The organism is Streptomyces sp. NPDC030840 (assembly GCF_055572015.1).
Genome location: NZ_JBVIEE010000007.1, coordinates 345,713 through 366,186 on the forward strand (window position 1 = coordinate 345,713; position 20,474 = coordinate 366,186).

The 20,474-nt window shown below is 67.7% G+C and carries 18 protein-coding genes and 2 riboswitches; of the genes, 7 read left to right on the forward strand and 11 right to left on the reverse strand.

Annotated elements, in window-relative coordinates; genetic code table 11:
- Positions 1–141: 141 nt before the first annotated feature.
- From ACZ49J_RS18635 to ACZ49J_RS18645, 3 genes are all read right to left on the reverse strand, one after another.
- The gene (locus ACZ49J_RS18635; protein ID WP_467449255.1) at positions 142–933 is read right to left on the reverse strand and encodes an enhanced serine sensitivity protein SseB C-terminal domain-containing protein; all 792 of its coding nucleotides are present in this window, start codon (positions 931–933) and stop codon (positions 142–144) included.
- 201 nt (positions 934–1,134) lie between these two features.
- Positions 1,135–1,911, reverse strand: a complete 777-nt coding sequence (locus tag ACZ49J_RS18640; protein WP_467449257.1) for an enhanced serine sensitivity protein SseB — start codon at positions 1,909–1,911, stop codon at positions 1,135–1,137.
- Positions 1,912–2,081: 170 nt separating this feature from the next.
- Complete coding sequence (locus ACZ49J_RS18645; protein ID WP_467449258.1) at positions 2,082–2,768, reverse strand: AAA family ATPase; 687 nt, start codon at positions 2,766–2,768, stop codon at positions 2,082–2,084.
- Between the two features lie 198 nt (positions 2,769–2,966).
- A riboswitch (glycine riboswitch) is annotated at positions 2,967–3,074 on the forward strand.
- Positions 3,075–3,199: riboswitch (glycine riboswitch) on the forward strand.
- Positions 3,200–3,237: 38 nt separating this feature from the next.
- Between ACZ49J_RS18645 and gcvT the strand changes: the two genes are divergently transcribed.
- From gcvT to ACZ49J_RS18665, 4 genes are all read left to right on the forward strand, one after another.
- Entirely contained in the window at positions 3,238–4,371 is a 1,134-nt protein-coding gene (gcvT, locus tag ACZ49J_RS18650) for a glycine cleavage system aminomethyltransferase GcvT (protein ID WP_467449259.1), read from the forward strand.
- A 128-nt stretch (positions 4,372–4,499) separates the two neighbouring features.
- Positions 4,500–4,880 (forward strand): glycine cleavage system protein GcvH, encoded by a 381-nt coding sequence (gene gcvH / locus ACZ49J_RS18655; RefSeq protein WP_467449261.1) that lies wholly within the window; start codon positions 4,500–4,502, stop codon positions 4,878–4,880.
- A gap of 22 nt (positions 4,881–4,902) precedes the next feature.
- Positions 4,903–6,168 carry a serine hydroxymethyltransferase gene (gene glyA, locus ACZ49J_RS18660; RefSeq protein WP_467449328.1) on the forward strand — a complete coding sequence of 422 codons (1,266 nt, stop codon included), beginning with the start codon at positions 4,903–4,905 and terminating at the stop codon, positions 6,166–6,168.
- Positions 6,169–6,261: 93 nt separating this feature from the next.
- Positions 6,262–7,629, forward strand: a complete 1,368-nt coding sequence (locus tag ACZ49J_RS18665) for an L-serine ammonia-lyase (protein ID WP_467449263.1) — start codon at positions 6,262–6,264, stop codon at positions 7,627–7,629.
- A 245-nt stretch (positions 7,630–7,874) separates the two neighbouring features.
- On the opposite strand, the gene ACZ49J_RS18670 is transcribed toward ACZ49J_RS18665, so the two are convergent.
- Positions 7,875–8,675, reverse strand: coding sequence for a hypothetical protein (locus ACZ49J_RS18670; protein WP_467449264.1), 801 nt, complete (start codon positions 8,673–8,675; stop codon positions 7,875–7,877).
- A 112-nt stretch (positions 8,676–8,787) separates the two neighbouring features.
- On the opposite strand from ACZ49J_RS18670, the gene ACZ49J_RS18675 reads away from it, so the two are divergent.
- Positions 8,788–9,513 carry a PIG-L family deacetylase gene (locus tag ACZ49J_RS18675; protein ID WP_467449265.1) on the forward strand — a complete coding sequence of 242 codons (726 nt, stop codon included), beginning with the start codon at positions 8,788–8,790 and terminating at the stop codon, positions 9,511–9,513.
- On the opposite strand, the gene ACZ49J_RS18680 is transcribed toward ACZ49J_RS18675, so the two are convergent.
- Genes ACZ49J_RS18680 through ACZ49J_RS18705 form a run of 6 tightly spaced genes read right to left on the reverse strand, consistent with a single transcriptional unit; the run spans position 9,488 to position 16,699 of the window.
- Entirely contained in the window at positions 9,488–12,994 is a 3,507-nt protein-coding gene (locus ACZ49J_RS18680) for an alpha/beta fold hydrolase (RefSeq protein WP_467449266.1), read from the reverse strand. The two genes, ACZ49J_RS18675 and ACZ49J_RS18680, sit on opposite strands and share 26 nt — an antisense overlap.
- Positions 12,994–13,578 (reverse strand): hypothetical protein, encoded by a 585-nt coding sequence (locus ACZ49J_RS18685; protein ID WP_467449268.1) that lies wholly within the window; start codon positions 13,576–13,578, stop codon positions 12,994–12,996. Before ACZ49J_RS18685 ends, ACZ49J_RS18680 begins: the two co-directional genes overlap by 1 nt.
- The gene (locus tag ACZ49J_RS18690; protein WP_467449270.1) at positions 13,575–14,645 is read right to left on the reverse strand and encodes a UDP-N-acetylglucosamine 2-epimerase; all 1,071 of its coding nucleotides are present in this window, start codon (positions 14,643–14,645) and stop codon (positions 13,575–13,577) included. Before ACZ49J_RS18690 ends, ACZ49J_RS18685 begins: the two co-directional genes overlap by 4 nt.
- Positions 14,594–15,313: a hypothetical protein gene (locus ACZ49J_RS18695; protein WP_467449271.1), complete on the reverse strand. Its 720-nt coding sequence runs from the start codon at positions 15,311–15,313 to the stop codon at positions 14,594–14,596. Before ACZ49J_RS18695 ends, ACZ49J_RS18690 begins: the two co-directional genes overlap by 52 nt.
- A gap of 35 nt (positions 15,314–15,348) precedes the next feature.
- Positions 15,349–15,807, reverse strand: coding sequence for an FKBP-type peptidyl-prolyl cis-trans isomerase (locus tag ACZ49J_RS18700; RefSeq protein ID WP_467449272.1), 459 nt, complete (start codon positions 15,805–15,807; stop codon positions 15,349–15,351).
- Positions 15,764–16,699 carry an aldo/keto reductase gene (locus ACZ49J_RS18705; RefSeq protein WP_468349476.1) on the reverse strand — a complete coding sequence of 312 codons (936 nt, stop codon included), beginning with the start codon at positions 16,697–16,699 and terminating at the stop codon, positions 15,764–15,766. The genes ACZ49J_RS18700 and ACZ49J_RS18705 overlap by 44 nt, the downstream gene beginning before the upstream one ends.
- A 582-nt stretch (positions 16,700–17,281) precedes the next feature.
- Between ACZ49J_RS18705 and ACZ49J_RS18710 the strand changes: the two genes are divergently transcribed.
- Complete coding sequence (locus ACZ49J_RS18710; RefSeq protein ID WP_467449274.1) at positions 17,282–17,512, forward strand: hypothetical protein; 231 nt, start codon at positions 17,282–17,284, stop codon at positions 17,510–17,512.
- A 419-nt stretch (positions 17,513–17,931) separates the two neighbouring features.
- The gene (locus ACZ49J_RS18715; protein WP_467449275.1) at positions 17,932–19,137 is read left to right on the forward strand and encodes a cellulase family glycosylhydrolase; all 1,206 of its coding nucleotides are present in this window, start codon (positions 17,932–17,934) and stop codon (positions 19,135–19,137) included.
- A 145-nt stretch (positions 19,138–19,282) separates the two neighbouring features.
- On the opposite strand, the gene ACZ49J_RS18720 is transcribed toward ACZ49J_RS18715, so the two are convergent.
- Positions 19,283–20,422, reverse strand: a complete 1,140-nt coding sequence (locus tag ACZ49J_RS18720; protein WP_467449277.1) for a glycosyltransferase family 4 protein — start codon at positions 20,420–20,422, stop codon at positions 19,283–19,285.
- Positions 20,423–20,474 lie beyond the last annotated feature (52 nt).

The following is a 20,474-nucleotide window of genomic DNA, read 5'->3' on the forward strand; positions in this document are numbered from 1 at the left end:
GCCGTGAGGGGGATCCGGGACGCTTCGTCGGGCCTGCATACGGGCCCTCAGTGCGGGCCTGCGGTGCAGGCCTCCAGCACAAGCCTGATTCCCCGTCAGTACGTGCCGGGGTCTTCCGTCCGGCGCGCCCGGGTCTTTCCGTCAGTACCCGCCCGGGTATCCGTACCCGCCTGCCGCGGGAGCCTGGGCCGGGGCCGCGTGGGCCTCGCGGTCGTAGAAGGGGCGGGCGTTGGCGCGCAGCCACATCGCCACCGGGTCGTACTCGTCGGACATCGCGACGGTGGAGACGGGCAGCCCGTCCGGGACCGCGCCGATGGACTGCTGCATCATCGCCCGCACCGAGTCCACCGCGGGCGGCGAGGTGTCGTACACGTCGAGCCCGATGGCCAGGTACGGCGCGCCGAGCGCGGGCTGCACCCAGGCGCGGCGCAACGAGCGGACGGCCGGGGTGCGGTGGGCGTTCTGCGTGAGCAGGGCGTAGAACTGCGGGATCTCGATGCCCGGTTCGGACAGCCGCAGGGGGCCGGCGGGCTGGCGCTCCAGGCCGGTGGCGATCCGGCGCAGGTCCAGCCAGGGAATGCCGACGCCTCCGCCGGGCGCGTGCGGGTTCAGCCACAGCCCGTAGTGGTCGGGGTACAGGGTGCGGGCCACGTCGAGGCCGTCGACCACCTCGTAACTGCGGTTCCAGCCGCTGGCCGAGAGCTCCTGGGCGGAGGTGACGCAGGGGGCGTAGCCGTGGCCCTCCACCTCCATGTTCCCGTACTGGGCGTCCGGGGAGCCTGCCTGGCCGTGCCACAGCAGCATCCAGACCTGGCCGGAGGACGGGGTCGCGAGCGCGCGCAGCAACGCCTCGTAGGCGTCGTAACGCCCGGGCGTCACCTGGCGCAGCATGTGCTCGACCTGGCCGGTCGCGGCCGTGCCGCTCGCGCTCACCCTTTTACCGCCCTCTCGAGAAAACCTGCACCTTGGATATGAAACCAGCTTAGGCGGGGTAGCTGACAACAGCCGCCCATGAGCTCGGGGCTTGTTGTCTGTGGGCGGCTGCGGGTTGTTTGTGGCTTGTCGCGCCCACGCGGCGGAGCCGCAAAAGGACACGGCCCCACGCCCCAGGCGCGTCCCTTGCGGGGGCGCGCCCTAGTAGCCCTGTTGGTAGAAGGGCCGGACCTTTTCGCGCATCCAGTCGCCCACGGGGTCCTGGGCGACGTCCAGGAAGACCATGTTCACGGCGTACCGCACCGGGGCGGTGGTCAGGGCGCGGGCCAGGGCGTCCAGGGGGAGGGCGCGGTCGGCTTCCCAGGAGGACAGTTCGACGCCGATGAACATCACCGGGTCGGAGGTCTCGATGGCGGCCAGGCAGCGGCGGGCGCTGAGTACGGCTCTGGCGCCGGCGAACTCGGCGGAGGCCGCGGCGAGGAAGTCCACGGGATCGTCCTGCCAGTCCGGCTCGAACAACCGCACCCGGGCGCCGCTCGCCGACCCGTCCAGCGGGGTCCGCCCGGCCCGGCACAGCTCGGCCACGGCCGGCGGCGGCAGCGGTACGCCGATCATGCCGTCCGGGTTCACCGCGATGCCCACGTGCGGCGGCAGCCCGCGTGCGAACTCGACGGCGGGCGCGATCGTGTACGACATGTGGCTGCCGACGACCTGGCGGAACTGCTCCTCGGAGCTGAACACCGGCACATACGCCTGCCCGTCGATCTCCATCGTCGGCAGGGCGAGCGGGCCACTGTGCGGGCCGCCGCCCTCGGGCAGGGGCACCCACAGGAAGCTGCGGCCGAGCACCTCCACGATCCGGCCGCCCGCGCCCGGTCGGCCGAGGGCCGCCGAGAGCACCTCCTCCAGCTCGTTGCCGGGCCATCCGCCGTGCGGATGGGGGTGCGCCTGTGCCGGGAAGTCCGCCGCGAAATCCATCGTCTGCTGCCTACCGCTTGTTCTCCGAACCGCTGCTGTGGCTGAACCCTAATGGGCGGTTGGGGAGGTGCGCCCCGTCAGGGGCGCGGGGCTGTGTCATGTGCGGCTCCGCCGCGTGGGCGCGACAAGCCACAGACGCCCCGCGGATACCCACCAACATCAGGGAGCTCTCACCCGGAGAAATCAATCCGCCGCAACACCCCCGCCGCCGCCCGGTCGAGCAGCACCGCTCCCCCGCACCCCTCGGGAAGCCGCCCCTTCTCCACCCCCCTCAGCAGCCGCGCCGTCGCCGCCCGGTGCCGGGCGAAGGCGAACTGCGACACCCCGCGCCCACGCTCCCGCTGGCCGTCACGGGCCTCGTCGGGGGTGACGTCGAGGAGCAGCAGATGCAGCGTGCCGCCCCGGCGGCGGGCCTCGCGGGCGAGCCAGCCGCGCACCCAGGCCTGCGTACCGCAGTCGTGCACGACGACACCGGCGCCGGTGCGCAGCGCGCGGCGGAGCCCGGCGTAGTGGGCGATCCGCACGAAGGGCCGGTAGAGCGCGTACGGCAGGAAGCGGGCCAGACGGGCGTCCCAGCGGTCACGGGTGTCCTGGGAGTCGATGCGCGGACCGCGCACCGCCCGCCGCATGAGGGTGGACTTGCCGCTGCCGGGGAGTCCGGTGACCACGACGAGGTCGCTCGCACCGAAGGTGAGTCCGTGCGGGCTGCGGCCTGAGCGCTCGCGCAGGTCGCGGACGACCGCCGTCGGGAACGGGCCGCACGCCTCCCCGGCCGGGGCCGTCGGCCGGCCGGGCAGCGCGATGCCGTAGGTCGTCGCATACACCGTGGTCCTGTTCACCGTGATCGTCCTCCCCATGGGTATGGAGTCCCATCCCCGTCGAGTGTAAAGAGAAGGTAATCCCGGGGTCTCTCCTTTCCGTCCCCGTCCTGCCACAGCCCTGCTACAGGACGCCGTGCTCCGCCGCGGGTCCTGTGCGCCCCCTGTGCGGGAGGGCCCCTGCCGTGCCGGAGCGATGCGTGCGATGATGTGCGCGCCAACTGCATACCGGCCGCTTGAATCCGCGCGGGAGAGTTCCCAGACGAGCACGGCGCTCGACGCTGGGACGCCGAAGGAGCAAGTCCCTCCCTTGAATCTCTCAGGCCCAGTCACCGCGCGGGCGAGGCATATCTGAAAAGCGGGCCGTCCCTGACCTCAGGGGCGCGCTCCACCCAAGGTGCAAGCCGTGATCGTCCGGGTCATCCGTGGTCATGGCGAACCTCTCAGGTTCCGATGACAGATGGGGAGGAACGCCCTCGCCTGTCATGCCCCGGGAGACGACCGACCGATGAGCAGTACCGAGCCCCGCCGCACCGCCCTTGACGCCCTGCACCGCTCGCTCGGCGCGACGATGACCGACTTCGCCGGCTGGGACATGCCGCTGCGGTACGGCTCCGAGCGCGACGAGCACAACGCCGTCCGCACCAGGGCGGGCCTCTTCGACCTCTCGCACATGGGCGAGATCACCGTGACCGGACCGCAGGCGGCCGCGCTGCTGGATCACGCGCTGGTCGGCGACATGAGCGGAGTCCGGGCCGGCCGCGCCCGCTACACCATGATCTGCCGCGAGGACGGCGGCATCCTCGACGACCTCATCGTGTACCGGCTCGCCGAGACGGAGGCCGGATCTTCTCACTACATGGTGGTCGCCAACGCCTCCAACGCCCAGGTGGTGCTGGACGCGCTGGTCGAGCGCTCGGCCGGTTTCGACGCCGAGGTCCGCGACGACCGGGACGCCTACGCCCTCATCGCCGTCCAGGGCCCCGAGTCCCCCGGCATCCTCGCCTCGCTCACCGACGCCGACCTCGACGGCCTGAAGTACTACGCCGGCCTGCCCGGCACCGTCGCGGGCGTGCCCGCCCTGATCGCCCGCACCGGGTACACCGGCGAGGACGGCTTCGAGCTGTTCGTGAAGCCGGAGCACGCCGTCGAGCTGTGGCAGGCGCTGACCAAGGCGGGCGAGGGCGCCGGCCTGGTCCCGTGCGGGCTGTCCTGCCGGGACACGCTGCGCCTTGAGGCGGGCATGCCGCTGTACGGGCACGAGCTGTCGACCTCGCTCACCCCCTTCGACGCGGGCCTCGGGAGGGTCGTGAAGTTCGACAAGAAGGGCGACTTCGTGGGGCGCGAGGCGCTCGCCGAGGCCGCCGCCAGGGCCGAGAGCGCCCCGCCGCGCGTCCTCGTCGGCCTGGTCGCCGAGGGCCGTCGCGTCCCGCGCGCCGGGTACGCCGTGGTCGCGGGCGGCGAGGTGATCGGCGAGGTCACCTCCGGGGCGCCCTCCCCCACCCTCGGCAAACCGATCGCGATGGCGTACGTCGACGCCGCGCACTCCGCGCCCGGCACGCCCGGTGTCGGCGTGGACATCCGGGGCACCCACGAGCCGTACGAGGTCGTGGCACTGCCGTTCTACAAGCGGCAGAAGTAGAGACTGAGAGCGGTATCGCGTCCCGTGCCTGTCCCGGGCCGGGCCCCGTGCACGTTTCCGCTGCTCACATGCGTTTCCAGCAGTCCCCCATTCATCACCACTGCCACGCGTACAGGAGAATTCAGGCCATGAGCAACAATCCCCAGCAGCTGCGCTACAGCAAGGAGCACGAGTGGCTGTCGGCCGCCGAGGACGGCGTCGCGACGGTCGGCATCACGGAGCACGCGGCCAACGCGCTCGGCGATGTCGTCTTCGTCCAGCTCCCTGACGTGGGTTCCACCGTCACCGCGGGCGAGACCTGCGGGGAGCTGGAGTCGACGAAGTCCGTGAGCGACCTGTACGCCCCGGTCAGCGGTGAGGTCACCGAGACCAACGAGGACGTGGTCAACGACCCGTCGCTGGTGAACTCGGCCCCCTTCGAGGGCGGCTGGCTGTTCAAGGTGCGGGTCACCGAGGAGCCGGCCGACCTGCTCTCCGCCGACGAGTACACCGCCTTCTCCGCCGGCTGAGGAGTCGTACCCCATGGCTGACATGTCACTTCTGAACGCGTCCCTGCGCGAGCTGGACCCGGACGTCGCCGCCGCCGTCGACGCCGAGCTCCACCGCCAGCAGTCCACCCTGGAGATGATCGCCTCGGAGAACTTCGCTCCGGCCGCGGTCATGGAGGCCCAGGGCTCGGTGCTGACCAACAAGTACGCCGAGGGCTACCCCGGCCGCCGCTACTACGGCGGCTGCGAGCACGTCGACGTGGTCGAGCGGATCGCGATCGACCGGATCAAGGAGCTCTTCGGCGCCGAGCACGCCAACGTCCAGCCGCACTCGGGCGCCCAGGCCAACGCGGCCGCGATGTTCGCGCTGCTCAAGCCCGGCGACACGATCATGGGCCTGAACCTCGCGCACGGCGGGCACCTGACCCACGGCATGAAGATCAACTTCTCCGGCAAGCTGTACGAGGTGGTCGCCTACCACGTCGACGCGGAGACCGGTCTGGTCGACATGGCCGAGGTCGAGAGGCTCGCCAAGGAGTCCCGGCCCAAGCTGATCGTGGCGGGCTGGTCGGCGTACCCGCGGCAGCTGGACTTCGCCGCGTTCCGCCGCATCGCGGACGAGGTCGGCGCCTACCTCATGGTCGACATGGCGCACTTCGCGGGCCTGGTCGCGGCCGGGCTGCACCCGAACCCGGTCCCGCACGCCCACGTCGTGACGACCACGACCCACAAGACGCTGGGCGGCCCGCGCGGCGGCGTGATCCTCTCCACCGCCGAGCTGGCGAAGAAGATCAACTCCGCTGTCTTCCCGGGTCAGCAGGGCGGTCCGCTGGAGCACGTGATCGCGGCCAAGGCGGTCTCCTTCAAGGTCGCCGCCTCCGAGGAGTTCAGGGAGCGGCAGCGCCGCACCCTGGAGGGCGCCCGCATCCTCGCCGAGCGCCTGGTGCGGGACGACGTCAGGGCGGCCGGCGTGGACGTCCTCTCTGGCGGCACCGACGTCCACCTGGTCCTCGTCGACCTGCGGAACTCCGAGCTCGACGGGCAGCAGGCCGAGGACCGCCTCCACGGCATCGGCATCACGGTCAACCGCAACGCGATCCCGAACGACCCGCGCCCGCCGATGGTGACGTCGGGCCTCAGGATCGGCACGCCGGCCCTGGCGACCCGCGGCTTCACGGCCGAGGACTTCGCCGAGGTAGCCGACGTCATCGCGGAGGCGCTGAAGCCGTCGTTCGACGCCGAGGCGCTGAAGGCCCGCGTGACCGCGCTGGCGGGGAAGCACCCGCTGTACCCGGGCCTGGACAAGTAGTTCACCGCCCCCGGGCACCGCGCGCACTCGGACGTGAGCGCGGTGCCCACCCCTCGCACCGCCCCCGCACCACCCCGTACGTGAGGAGTCCCCGTGGCCATCTCGGTCTTCGACCTGTTCTCGATCGGCATCGGCCCGTCGAGCTCGCACACGGTCGGCCCGATGCGCGCGGCGCGCATGTTCGCCCGGCGTCTGCGGAACGAGGACCTCCTCGCCTCCACCGCGAGGGTCCGCGCGGAGCTGTACGGCTCGCTCGGCGCCACCGGCCACGGCCACGGCACCCCCAAGGCGGTCCTGCTGGGCCTGGAGGGCGCCTCACCGCGCACGGTGGACGTGGAGGCGGCCGACGAGCGGGTGGAAACGATTCGGCAGTCCCGCCGGATCAGCCTGCTCGGCGACCGCGACATCGACTTCGACGCCGACGCGGACCTGAAACTGCACCGCCGCAAGGCGCTGCCCTACCACGCCAACGGCATGTCCCTGTGGGCGTACGACGCCTCGGGCAGCGAGCTGCTGACGAAGACGTACTACTCGGTGGGCGGCGGCTTCGTGGTGGACGAGGAGGCGATGGGCGCGGACCGCATCAAACTCGACGACACGGTCCTGAAGTACCCCTTCCGCACGGGCGACGAACTGTTGCGCACGGCGAAGGAGACGGGCCTGTCCATCTCCTCGCTGATGCTGGAGAACGAGCGGGCCTGGCGTACCGAGGACGAGGTCCGTACCGGCCTGCTGGAGATCTGGCGGGTGATGCAGGCCTGCGTGGCGCGCGGGATGTCCCGCGAGGGCATCCTGCCCGGCGGCCTGAAGGTCCGCCGCCGCGCCGCGGTCTCGGCCCGCCAACTGCGCGCCGAGGGCGACCCGCTGGCCCGCTCCATGGAGTGGATCACGCTGTACGCGATGGCCGTGAACGAGGAGAACGCCGCCGGCGGCCGCGTGGTCACCGCCCCCACCAACGGCGCGGCCGGCATCATCCCCGCCGTCCTGCACTACTACATCAACTTCGTGCCCGGCGCCGACGAGGACGGCGTCGTCCGCTTCCTGCTGGCCGCCGGCGCCATCGGCATGCTCTTCAAGGAGAACGCCTCCATCTCCGGCGCCGAGGTCGGCTGCCAGGGCGAGGTCGGCTCCGCCTGCTCCATGGCCGCCGGAGCCCTCGCCGAAGTCCTGGGCGGCTCCCCCGAACAGGTCGAGAACGCCGCCGAGATCGGCATGGAACACAACCTCGGCCTGACCTGCGACCCCGTCGGCGGCCTGGTCCAGATCCCCTGCATCGAACGCAACGGCATGGCCGCCGTGAAGGCCGTCACGGCGGCCCGTATGGCGATGCGCGGCGACGGCTCCCACAAGGTGTCCCTGGACAAGGTCATCAAGACCATGAAGGACACCGGCGCCGACATGAGCGTGAAGTACAAGGAGACGGCGCGGGGCGGGCTGGCCGTGAACATCATCGAGTGCTAGAAGCGAGCCCTGACCAGCGCGTTGGTGTCTTCCAGCGCTTCGGGGCCTTCCGTTCCTACTCGGCGGAAAGCCCCTGGAGAATGCCTGTGACAGACGTGCAAGTCTCTGGGAAATCCCACTCTGTCCGCGCTCGGCCGCTACCTGCGCCGGGGCTGACGGGGCGGGGTCAGCGAGCTCTAGCACATCGCGCGCGAGTTGGACGCCCCCTTGTCCCGACCTTCCGACGGTAGACGGGGCGGGGCCCCTCACACGTTTCCCGGGTGTCTGCCCTCGCCCCGAAAGCGGGCGTTCGACTGCATGATCTCCTTGAGGAACGCCGGTTCGTACCCGTTTCGTACCGCCGAGGCGACTATGGCGCTCAGATCCTTGGGAAGGCACTTCCCGTCGAAGCCCGGGTCGTTCACGAAGGCGAGGGTGTGCATCGGCGTGACCCGAGGGTCCAGAATCCATCCTTCCCGGACCATGTTCCAGTCGGCGCCGTGTGCCGCGCAAACGCGCTGCATCTCGTTCGCGAATGTCACCTTGGCCGCAAAGAACGCGTTCTCCGTGTACTTGATCAGCTCCGCCTCCAGTTCGGAGCATTGAAAGTACCGTCGAGTAGGTCCCAGAATCGGCTGTAATATCGAAAGAGCCCACGTCCGGTTTTCTGGCGAACCACCCACGATGACAAAGGGAACACTCTCGATCTGGTCACTGAAGAAAGGGTTGAAGTATGAGCTTTCGCTGATGTATTCAGGCCAGTAACACAGCTCCTTTTTGAATTCTTTTGCCAGTGCGGATGTTGTCCCTGGCGGGACGGTGGACTTCAGGATGACTCGGGTGGCTGGGAGCCGGGACAGCGCGTCGTAGACAAAACTCAGATCGGCCGAACCGTCTTTTGCGGGCGGCGTGGGAACGCAGACGAAAACGCAGTCACAGACGGAGAACTCTGCAGTCGGGTAAGCGATGTCGAGCGTGACATCCCAAGCTATGGTCTCGGCATACCCGGCGAATAGCCGCTCAACCGCTCTGCCGACGGTGCCGCAACCCACTATGCCAATCTTCATACCGTTGACAATAAGGGAGGAGATTGGTTCACATCAAGCCTTCGTAAACGGGTATATCGCGTCAGTCAAGGTACGCTTGACGGAGAGGTGGCGGGGATACAACCTCTCGCTCATGTATGCCCTGAGAAAAGATCATTCAACTGATCGGCAGCCGTCGCCGGCCGACCTGGCTGGGGCTCGCGTCTGGGTCGTCGTTGCCCACTTCGATGACGAGACACTGTTCTGCGGTGCCCTGCTAGCCGACATGCGACCGGTCATGGCACATCTGCACGTGGTGGTCGTGACCAGCGTCGAGACGACCAGTGCACCGCGCGAGATCACCGTGCCTTCGTCGCTGGAGATCGAGCGCAGGCGGCGCAGGACTGCCGCGTTCGACGCTGTCTGCTCCGACCTCGACGCCGGGTCGTTGCAACTCCATGTACCCAACCTGCCGCAGACGTCGACCAGACAGGACCGGGACTACCAGGAGCGGGTCAGGACCGTTCGTACGGCCGTGCGTCAGACGGGCCTGCTCACGGATGCCGACGTGGTGATCACCCACGGTTTTGCGGGCGAGTACGGCCATCCACAGCACCGGTGTGTGCACGACGCTGTCATGCCACTGGCAGGAACGACGCGGCTGAGGGATGTCTGGACGTTCAGCGCGCCTGGTCAGGCTCATGTCACCTACCACCATGACACGCGTGCCAAATCAAGGCTCCTGAACCACTACAGGCGCCAGAAGGTCGACGGCACCACCTGGCTTCCCGAGAACGACCCACGCATGCGGGAATGGACGGGTGCACAGGAGTGGTACCGCGTCCGGCGTGTTGTCAACGACTGGAAGCCCCCTCACTGAGCGCCGCATCCAGCCAGTCCAACGAGGTGCAGACGGCCTCCAGTTCAAGCGGACGCTCGCAGTTGAACGAGTGGTTGGCATCGAGACTTCTCAGGGTTGGCCCGACACGGGTCGCGAGGCGTGCGGCCTCCTGGGCGATGGAGACGTCACCCACGTCGTCCCCGGTGCAGTTGAGCAGCAGTGTGGGACAGGAGATGGCAGCAGCATGGGCGAGTACGTCGACGGTGCCTGCGTCCCTCAGGAAATCTGCCCCGACCACGTAGCCTTTGCGTGCCACGCACTGGTCCTCCGAAGCGTCTGCGGACAGACCGAACAGTGACGGATACCGGTCCTCGAAGTTGGCGGAGAGGTTCCAGAGCACGAGTGCGGACAAGCGGCTCCGTGAGCTGGCCTGCGCCACAACTGCCAGAGCCGAACCCAGGCTCTGCCCGAAGAGCACAGCGCTGCCGTTGCACCCGACGGTTTCCACTGCCCAGTTCACGATGGCGGCGAGATCGGCGACAGCTGTGGTGACCCGGAAATCGCTGTAGTCCCCGTCGCTGTAGCCCGTTCCCTCAAAATCAAACAGTACGGTCGGATATCCTCGTTGATGTGCCAGACGGGCAGCACGCACGAAAATGCCGTGGTTCTCGGTGCCTGAGGTGATGAATCCGTGTACGAACACGATGACTGGCTTGGTGGACTGCTGCCCATCTACTTCGCTGACCTGAACGTGCAGTTTCAGGCCTTCTCGTACTGTAACTCGATGGTGCGTGACATTCACGGAAGCCTCACTCCTGGACCGAACCGGACGAAAACCTTGTCTCTCCACGCGCACTGAAGGGATGTCGCGACCGCGCAAAGTGGACCGGGACACCGCTTGGGAAGTTCCGAAGTAGCCACCGCGCGTCGCCCTCTTGACGCTGTCGCCGCCCGAGCAGTCTTCCCGCCCATCTGACATTTCGTACGGATAGGCGAAAGTGCGGCTGTCGGTCTCCACCGCAGAACTGCACCACTCCCACATGTTGCCGATCAGATCTCTCGGGCCCAAGGGGCCCCATGGGGTGACGTTCTCGAAGGATCCGACGGACATGGGCTGGAGCACGCCCGCCTCACGCGTGTTCGCGAGGGAGCCGTCCGGGGTGTCCCCCCAAGGGTAGAGTGCGCTGGCTGGACCGCGCGCGGCCCATTCCCACTCCGCCTCGGTCGGCAGCCGTACGGCTTGGCCTGACCGTGTTGAGAGCCAGGCGCAGAACGCGGTCGCTTCGTACCAGGTGACGTTTCCTTGAGGAGCGTTGTCCGGCAGGCCCACTGGTCGGGCAGCCGGAGGGTTGGCCTGTTTCCATTCGAGGCCGCCTGGCGGCCACCATCGATCCGCGCTGTACCCGTCGGCTGCCTCCACGAACGCCTGGTACTGCTCGACGGTGATCGGGTACCTCGACATGTCGAAGGTGTGGACGTCGACACGGTGCGGCGGTTCCTCCCGTTCGTACGACCACCCGGTGCCGTATCTGTCCAGCGCCCGGCGAGTAGCAGCATTCGTACCGAGAATTGCTCGACCGCCGGGTATCACGCACCAGTCGAGTTCGGGGAGGCCCTGATCGTCGACTCCCACGCCAGGCCGGTCGTCGGTGACCCAGGCGAGAGCACTTCCAACGCGTCGGCGCTCATCCGGTGCCAGTTCCGGGCTTGTCAGGACACGGCGAAAGGCCTCGCGCAGAACAGGCGCGATGGACTCGTAGATGCGTCCGGTCCGTGTGAGTGTGCTGGACTGGTCCACCACGATGTCAGCGGCCATCAGTTGGAGCCGAGGGCCCGACGAACTGACCAGATCGCCGACGAATTCCCAGACGTCGCTGCCTCGTCTGCTGTTCGTGAGCACGTCGGCAAGAAGCAGTGCCACTTCTCGCCATATGGGTAGGCCTGCCTTCAGCAGGTCGATCATCAGGGGTCCCGGAGACTGCGACTTCGCGATGGCCGAGGCGGCCAGGTACTCCTGGAACAGCCGATGCGCGAATCGGTACCTGCGTGGAGCCGGCGATGTCATGATGCCGGCATGCTGGCTTATGTAGTCGAGCGCGCCCGCCGGGTTCACATGGGAGCCGAGTTCGTACAGCTCGTCGAGGATCAGTGAGCGCGGGATCGACGGTTCGTCAGGCCTGGAGCTCAGCCCGCCACTCTGCAGTGACTTCAGGGCGATCACCTCGAGGCGAGACAGGAGTTGATCCGTCGTACAGCCGAGAACATCGGGGAGGGAGGCCTCGCCGGTTCGCGGGAGCGACCAGGCGCCCAGGAGAAGGTCGATCGCCTCGGCCAGGAGGGCGCCGCGTTGTCTGGGCAGGTCGGCGTCGCTCGACTCGTAGAGCTGTGCGAGCAGCGAGACGAACAGAGGCTGTGATCTAAGACTCTCCGGAATGGAGGGCAGCTGATTTTCCAGGCGAGCGGTCCGCTCCGCACACCAGTCCTCCGGATGTCCCATGCCGCGGTACCAGGAATGAATCAGGGATCGCGTTTCCATCGGCGAGAGCGGGACGAGATAGAGCACATCGAAGTCAGGCAGGGTCCAACCTGAATAACCTGCAGGCCTGCTGGTCACCAGGATCTTGAGCTGTGGAAACCGGCCGGTCACCGAGGCGATGAGGCCGGTCACCTGTTCTCGGCGAAACTCGAGGGCGTCGGGAATGTCGTGCGGGATGGGGACTTCGTCGAGCCCGTCCAGAATGAGGTACGCCCGACCACCGTAGAGCTCGCCGATCAGATATGAGTAAAGTCCCGCATCCCCTTTGCAGATCACTTGCTGAACATAGTGCAGCAGATGTTCGACATTGGCCGGCTGGTCCACTGGGGGAAATTCGGGGAAGGCCGCGAGATGTCGGAGCTCGACGAAGATCGGGGTGAGCGGATTGGACCTCCACAGACCCAGTGAGTCGGGGGTCTCCACGCTCAGGCGCGTCAGCGGACGCAGATGAGCGAGGGCGAGCATCTTGGCGAGAGTGCTCTTGCCACTGCCGGGTGGGCCAAGGAGAACGGCTCGGCGGAAGACGTTGACAGCTGAGGCGGCCTCCAGGACAGCGATGTTCGAGCGTTGCCCGTCTGCCCACAGTGGTGCCGCGATCAACGGTCGTGGCGCCAGACGCAGACCCCGCAGCGCCCCCTCGGCGATCAGGTTTTCGCATCGCGTGAGCAGGAGCTCCAGAAAGCCCGTGTCCACATTGCGGCTTCTGCTCGTGATACGGGTTTCGTGGCCGTCGGCGGCGGCGGTCCCCAGCGCGCTCGCGGCCTGGCGGACCACGACCGAGGACGGTGCGTAACGTTCCACGGCCAGGTCGATGCTGATGTCCGACCTGAGGGGGACGTAGATGTTCTGAAGACTGAGTCGTGCCGGGCCGCGTTGTCCCATACCGCCCCGGATGTAGGCAAGATCCTCATACAGGGCTTCCAGGGCTGCTTCCACGTGGGAGTGCGAGCGTGTGCTGGACCAGTCTTCGTCGTCTGGCGTCACTACTCGACCTCCGTCAGCAGTCCGCTCGAATCCCGTTTGAGTCTCTTCCCCATGGAGCTGGTAAAGGACACCGTCGTCTTCACCGGCGACGAAGCTGCGGTGCGGCCCAGGTCGTCCTCGTCGAGTTCTACGACACGCGCCTCGGGGAGCAGAGGGCCGTGCGTCTCATGGCCTATCGGCTGGTGCCTGCATCCGATCAACGTCACCTCCCAGTCGTAGATCGGATTGGTTGTTCTGTTGACGACCAAAAGGACCGGCGTCTTGCGTCCCGGTCTGAGTTGGCGCAGCTCCACCCACGAATAGACCTCGCCGGTTGCCGCTCGTTCACGCCGGGCCCGTGCCAGTTCCGCCTCGAGGCGGTCTCTGCGCAGGCCGGAGCCCGCCACGATCACCGCGCCGGCCGTGGCTGCTCCGGCGAACCACTCGCCCAGATCACCCACTCGCTTGGGATCGATCGTGCCGGAACCGAAGAAGGACACTCCATACGCGTCCATGGAGAGCAGGAGGCACACAGCCGCCAGCAAGATCCAGCGGCTCCAGATCGAGCGCCATGCACGCACCACCGCGTTCAGCAGCTTTCTCATCGGGTGCTTGCCTGAATGAGATCGGCGATCAGTGCGCCCCCGCCCGGCACGACGAGAGGAGACCGGTCCAGGTCAGGGACCTTCGCGGACTCTGCCCACATGATGGCCGAGTCGATGTCCTGCGGTGTGCGCCCGGTCAGCGAGTAGAGGTACCCGGCTGCGGCCAGCTCCGGCCAGCCACCGGCGTCACGGCGCATCACGACAGGACAGCGGAAGTAGTGCGCCTCTCGACTCAGGCCGCCGCTGTCCGTGAACAAGAAGGCACTGCGGGCGAGTTCGCCGATCGCTTCGTGGTGGTTCATGGACCTGACGATGGTGACTCCCATCTTCCGAAGCGGACCCAGATAGGGCCGGGCGCGTGGGAAATCGAGCCAGCGGACCTCCCGTCCAGTGGCCAGGAGGGCTTCGGCGACTGTCCGCATCGTCTCGGCTGTCATGTTGGCGGGGCGGTGCATGGAGACCAGGACGGGGGCCGGTCCATGAGGGCGGGGAGAGGCGAACTGCTCGGCATACCTGTCCCTGTACCAGTCGTAGGCAACGTCTCCGACAAGGAAGCTGCCCTCTGCTCGGCCCTCTTCGGCCAATTCGGTCATGGCGCGTTCCGTGTAGGCCAGACGTTTATCCGCCAGACAGTCGATGACGACACTGTTGTGGTGCTCGATCTCTCGTGGGTCCCGCCGCGCACCCGCTTCGACATGGATGAGGGGTAACTGCGCATTGTGGGCTGCAAAGGCCCCCGCCAGCCCGCTCGCCGCGTCCCCGAAGACAATCACTGCCGGTCTGGACCGGAGGCCGTCGAAGTAGGTGGACAGTTCCGATATGGCGCTTCCCAGGATGACGCCCCTCAGCAGCTGGTCAGGAGCATGGGTGAGCCGATGGGTGAATGAGAACCCCAAATCCGCGACGATGTCGTCGGAGAGTTCGGGACTGTAATGCTGGCCTATATCGAAGGTCACCGTTCTCGCGGCGATGTCGGGATGATGTCGTTCGAGGAGCCACAGGACGGCTCTGGTCTTCACGTACTGGGGTCGGACTCCGGCGATGATGACGACTTGAGGATCTCCCACCGGACCTCCTTCTTGCCTGTCGGCCATTTTTGAACGTCCGCACGGTATTGCTCGAAGATTTCCCTGAGGTCGTTGTCCGGCTTGACGGGACACCCACGCAGAGCGGCCAGCACTGTCTCGATGTCGCCCTCGGGGAAGCCCGCGCGGGTCAGGCCGACGCTGTTCACACCGCGGATGCGGGCAGGGTTGCCAAATACGAGCGCTCCCGGCGGTACATGACCCACGATCGCCGAAGCCATTCCGCACATGGAGAGACCGCCGATGGTGAGCCTGTTGTGAACCGCGCTGGCGATTCCCAGGTTCGCGCCCGATCCGACAGTGACGTATGCGCCGAGTGCAACGTGGGGTGAAAGGATGGCGTGATTGCGGATGGTGCAGTCGTGGCCGACCATGGCGTGCGCACCGATCTCCACGTTGTTCTCGATCCGCGTTTCCTTGAACATCGGTTTGAAGATGACCGACTGGTCGAACAACATGGTATTACTGCCGATGACTACGGCAGACTCCTCTGGCAGTAACGGGTCGGCGAGGCGATGGCTGCCTTCCAGTCGTTCACGGCTGACCGATCCCACCGATGCGCCTGGACCGATGTAGTTACCGTCCCCCATGATCACCGGCCCCTGGATGGTGACACCGGGGCCGATGACGTTGTTCGAGCCGATCTCCACACGACCTTCGAGGACTGCTGTCCGGTGGATCGAATTCATCCGCCACCGCGGCCCGTGGGTCCGGGTTCCGTACGGCTTCTGTCCGGCTCGAGCGGGGACTGGCCAATGTGCGTGACACATATCTCCACCCACAGGTCGGAGCCTGGTGGTACGCCTCGAGCGCCTCGGTCTCCGAATGCCAGTGCGGCTGGAATGTGGACCCGTCTCACCGAACCGCCAGAGCGCATTCCCAAGAGTGCCTCATAGACGCCGGGGAGAAGTTGATCGCGCTCGAGTGTGACCGTGATGGGGATGTCCGGACTGTAGTTCGTCTCAATGCAGCGCCCGGTCTCGAGATACTCGGCGGTGAGTGCCACACGGTAGAGCAACGAGACCACACTGCCGGGCTCGACTGCCGGCCCCCCACACACCTTCGTGTCCTGAATGTGCAGTTCGGTCTCGGCGGGCACCTCAAAGCCCCCGGTATTCGTCGACCGAGAGGCCCACGCGGTCACGAACAGCGCCCTCGAGGCGTTCGAAGGCCGACTCCATCTCGGCGATGACGTCGGCCGGCAAAGCCCCGGTCGAGGCCGCCATGTTGGCGCGAACCTGTTCCGTGGATGTGGCGCCGACAGGGACGACACCCACAGCGGGTTGGTGCATGGCCCATCCGAGGGCCAGACGAGTTACCGACACTCCGTGTGCCTCGGCGATGGGTTTCAGGTCGCTGAGGACCCATGACCGGATGTACGCGTACACGTCTCCGCTGTACTCGTACTTGTTGTTGCGGAGGTCTCCATCCCGGAACGCCTGGCGGGGGCTGTCGGTGAGCAGACCTCGTTCAATGACCTGATACGGATTGAGCAGTGTGCCGTTAGCTCGACAGAAGCCCTCGATTTCCCGGTGCTGGGCCCGGTAGACGAAGGAGAAGCGGTTCTGGACGAAGTCGACAGGACCGACAGCTGCGAAGGCCTTGAGCTGGGCCAGGGACACGTTCGACGCACCCACGTTGCGTACGAGCCCTTCGGCCTTCAACTCCTGCAGGGTGCCGAACGATTCTTCCGCGCTGGCATCCTCTGGAACTGTGTGCAGTTGCAGTAGATCGAGATGGTTGACACCCAAGCGCTTCAGTTCGCCGTGACACTGCTCCCGTAGATGATGCGACTTGCCGCTGCGAACTGTTGCGCCGGTAGCGTCTCTCCCGGTCACGCACTTCGTGGCGAGAAACAGCCTTTCGCGGCCGACAGATTTGACGAGCTGCGCGAAGTCGATGCCGTTGGGTGCGTAGACCGGGGCCGTCTCGATGTACCATCCGCCGGCCTCCACAAACGCCCTCAGCACGTCACTGGCGGCCTGCTGATCAAGAGGGGTGAACACTCCGCTGAACGGAAAGGTGCCCAAACCCATTGAGGGAAGTGTGAAGGTCGAAGGGAGGATCGGCGTCACTGTCGATGTCCACCTTTCGCTAGTCCCCGCCGTTGGGCCGCGAGGAGATGGGTCATCAGGTTAGCCCTGATCTTGGCCAGCCAGCCGTCCCTTTCTGTAAGGGACCGTTCCAGCTACGCAGTTTGCGGTAAGCCAGGACGGATCGGGAGCTACGAGTAAGTGGGGAGGAGGTCGTCGGCCAGAGCCTCGGTCAGCTGCATGATGTCTGGCTCGTCATCGCGCAAGCTCCAGGAGAGCGAGCGGATGCCGTGCGTCACGGCGCTGCGACGCACTGAGCCTCCCAACTTCGCTCTGATCTGGCCGGATGTAGGGTGATGACCGCCCGGAGGAGTCTCCCAGTTGCCCCCGATACGGGACACGTGCAGTCGTCGATTCGGACTCCCCGCCGGAGTTTCGCCGGTCCCGCAGCTTGGTGTGAGCGCGCGACCGGGCACGGAATCCGCCCGAGCTTCTACCTGATCGCAGTCTCACACAGCGCCAAGGGGCTCCACGCTGTCCTGGTCAACGATTCGTCGCGCTTCTCCCCGCCGCAACCCGACGACCGTGCACCCCTCGCAGCCCGAAGTGCGCGCCGCCTCATTCTCCCAGTTCACCGCCGAGCGCGACCGAGCCGGGCAACTGGAGCCTGTTGAAGCTGAACTGCTCGCCGACCTTGGCACCTCGGCTCCGGCCTTCGCCGTCGTCACGCTCGTCCCGGACCTGGGAGGCGGGATGACGATCGACACGGCCGCCATGAAGACGTACCAGGAGCAAACAGTCGGACGCAGCCCGTAGATCGTCATGCGAACGAGCAGGCGCCTTCGCAGCCATCGTCGACCGCACAAGTCGAGGTGACTCGGCCCAGGGGGCCGGCGTCGGCGACGAGCATCTCGCCGGCTACTCGCTCACTGGTCCCCGGTGCCTCGCACGCCGTGCACGTGATCGAGCGGCGGCCAACGGCAACGCCTTTCTGCAGGCGACGGTTCACCCGGGGACGGCGGCGTGTCCCGCCCGGCGTGTGCGCTCCCGCCACCACGGCTTCCCCGACCCTATCGGCAACCAGCAGGAACTCCGCCGCGTACCGCAAACGACGCTCGATTGCGTTGAACCCACGGAAACACCCCCGTGGGCCAGTCCGCTCCACGCAGGCTGGGGCCGTCTCAAGACCCGGCAACGCCAAGGGCGGTGCGCACCATTGGCTTAGGCTGTGCGGCATGCTGAAGGAATCAAGTCGACGGCAGCGGCTGCTGGTGGCACTGGTGGCGTTCGTGGTCTCCGCCACCGCGACCATCGTGGCCGCCTCCCTGCCGTCCGGCTCCTCCGCGGCACCGCAAGGGGACGGTGCCGCATCCTCCTCCGCATCTCCTTCCGGCGATGTACGCGACGTACGGATGGGTATCTCGTACGGTGACACCCTGACCTGGAAGTCGGACAAGGGCCTGGACCGGGCACTCGACGACGCGGTCGCCGTCGGCGCGAAGTGGGTCCGGGTCGACCTGTCCTGGAACAACATCCAGCCGGAGTCCCCGTCCGACTACGAGTGGCACCGCTTCGACCGGGTCGCCAAGGCCGCCAAGGACCACCGTCTGAACGTGCTCGCCGTGATCGCCTACACCCCGAAGTGGGCCCGGGTGGCGGGCTGCACGGGCAGTCAGAGCTGCGCGCCGGCCGACCCGGACACCTTCGCCGGCTTCGCCAAGCTGGCGGCCGAGCGGTACGCGGCGATGGGCGTGCACACCTGGGAGGTGTGGAACGAGCCGAACATCGGCTTCTGGAAGCCCGCTCCCGACCCGGCCCGCTTCGCCGAGCTGCTCAAGGCGACCAGCCGGGCGCTGCGCTCCGCGGACTCCAAGGCGTACGTGGTCATGGGTGGTCTCGCGGGGATCAAGAGCGACTCCAAGGGCACCAGGCTGTCGCCGCTGGACTTCCTGACGGCCGCCGCCAAACGGGGCGCCAACAAGTACGTGGACGCCGTCGGCTACCACCCGTACAACTTCCCGACTCTGCCCAGCGCGACCCCCGGCACCGGCACGGCCTTCGAGCGGATCAGCACCGTCCAGGGGAACCTGATGGCCGTGCTGGACACGTACGGCACCCCCGACGTGCCGATCTGGCTCACCGAGACCGGAGCGCCGACCAGCGGGCCCGGCGAGGTGTCGGACGGCACGACCATCACCGAGGACACGGACCACGTGACCGAGGCCCGCCAGGCCGAGATCGCCGCCGACACGGTGAAGACGGCGGTGGCGAACCCGCACGTGGACGCGATGTTCTGGTACACCGACCAGGATCTGGCGCCCGCCGAGGAGAAGTTGAGGCCGACGCGTTACTACGGGCTGCGCCGCTTCGACGGTTCGAAGAAGCCGGCCTTCGACGCGCTCAAGGAAGCCATCACGGCGTACGAGCGGAAGCGGAAGTAGGAAGCCGAGGAAGCCGGGGCCCGGCCCGGCGGGCCTCACAGGGGTTCGCTCTCAAGGGGTTCGCCCGGCGAGGTGTTCGCCTTGCGGGGTGTTCGCCTTGCGAGGTGTTCGCCTTGCGGGGTGTTCGTCCTGCGAGGTTTTTCGCCTACAGGGTCCGGAACAGTTCGATGTAACGCTCCATCAGTCCGTTCCAGGCGAACCGGCGCTCCGCCTGCCGCCGCCCCGCCGCGCCCAGCCGGTCGGCGAGTTCGCCGTCGGCCAGCAGCCTGCGACAGGCGGCGGCCAGCGCATCAGGATCGCCGGGCGGGACCAGCAGTCCGGTCTCGCCGTCCGCCACGACATGCGGGATGCCTCCCACCGCCGAGCCGACGACCGGGGTTCCGCAGGCCATCGCCTCGACCAGCACCATGCCGAAGGACTCCGCCTCGGTACGCGACGGCAGCACCGCCACGGCCGCCGTCCGCATGACGCCGGCCAGCGCTTCCCCGGTCAGCTCCCCGGTGGCTTCCACCCGGTCGGCGATCCCGAGCTCCGACGCGAGCCGCAGATGGTCCGGGACCGCGTCACCGCCGCCGACCAGGAGCAGCCGGGCGTCGGCGGCGTCGCCCGCCAGCTCGGCGAAGGCCCGCAGCAGCACGTCGACGCCCTTCCAGGCCGACGAGCGGTCCATCCGGCCGGCGTAGAGGACCGTACGCGGACGCCTGGAGGCCGGCTCGCCGGGCGTGAACCGCTCGGTGTCCACGCCCGGTGTGATCTCCACGGCATGGGCATGAGCGGCGGCCAGCGAGACCGGTGACACCGCGACCAGCACCCGCGCCCGCCGGAACACCCGGGGCAGCACCCATCGCTCGTACGCGCCGATGAGCCGGTCCGCCGGACCGCTGCCCGGCTCGCCCTTGTGCATCGAACCCGCGTGGTAGGTGAGGACGGCCGGCCGGCTGCCGGAGACCGCGACCGCGAGGTCGGCGAGGCCGGGGACCGGGGCGTGCGCGTTCACCACCTGGGCGCCGGTGCGGCGCAGCCAGTAGCGCAGTTGCAGCGGCCACAGCGGGCTGAGGGGGGTGTTGGACAGCCGCAGCCAGGCGCCGAGGCGGATGACGCGGACGCCGTCCTCGACGCTCACCGAGGTCCGCCGTCCGGACAGGCGGGTGGTGATGACCACCGGCCGCAGGCCGGGGGCGTCGGCGACCGCGCGGGCGATCCGGGCGGCGTAGTTCTCCACGCCGCCGACCTTGGGCGGGTAGTAGGGCGCGACGACGGCGACAGTACGAACGGGCTCCGTCATGTGCACGGGCATGGGTGCGGGTACCTCGGGGCGGTTGTGGCCTGGCTGCCGG

Coding starts and splice junctions, on each gene's coding strand:
- ACZ49J_RS18640 (WP_467449257.1), bottom strand. CDS start 1,911: ATGGATTTCGCGGCGGACTTCCCGGCACAGGCGCACCCCCATCCGCAC.
- ACZ49J_RS18645 (WP_467449258.1), bottom strand. CDS start 2,768: ATGGGGAGGACGATCACGGTGAACAGGACCACGGTGTATGCGACGACC.
- gcvT (WP_467449259.1), top strand. CDS start 3,238: ATGAGCAGTACCGAGCCCCGCCGCACCGCCCTTGACGCCCTGCACCGC.
- gcvH (WP_467449261.1), top strand. CDS start 4,500: ATGAGCAACAATCCCCAGCAGCTGCGCTACAGCAAGGAGCACGAGTGG.
- glyA (WP_467449328.1), top strand. CDS start 4,903: ATGTCACTTCTGAACGCGTCCCTGCGCGAGCTGGACCCGGACGTCGCC.
- ACZ49J_RS18670 (WP_467449264.1), bottom strand. CDS start 8,675: ATGAAGATTGGCATAGTGGGTTGCGGCACCGTCGGCAGAGCGGTTGAG.
- ACZ49J_RS18675 (WP_467449265.1), top strand. CDS start 8,788: ATGTATGCCCTGAGAAAAGATCATTCAACTGATCGGCAGCCGTCGCCG.
- ACZ49J_RS18685 (WP_467449268.1), bottom strand. CDS start 13,578: ATGAGAAAGCTGCTGAACGCGGTGGTGCGTGCATGGCGCTCGATCTGG.
- ACZ49J_RS18705 (WP_468349476.1), bottom strand. CDS start 16,699: ATGGGTTTGGGCACCTTTCCGTTCAGCGGAGTGTTCACCCCTCTTGAT.
- ACZ49J_RS18715 (WP_467449275.1), top strand. CDS start 17,932: ATGCTGAAGGAATCAAGTCGACGGCAGCGGCTGCTGGTGGCACTGGTG.
- ACZ49J_RS18720 (WP_467449277.1), bottom strand. CDS start 20,422: ATGACGGAGCCCGTTCGTACTGTCGCCGTCGTCGCGCCCTACTACCCG.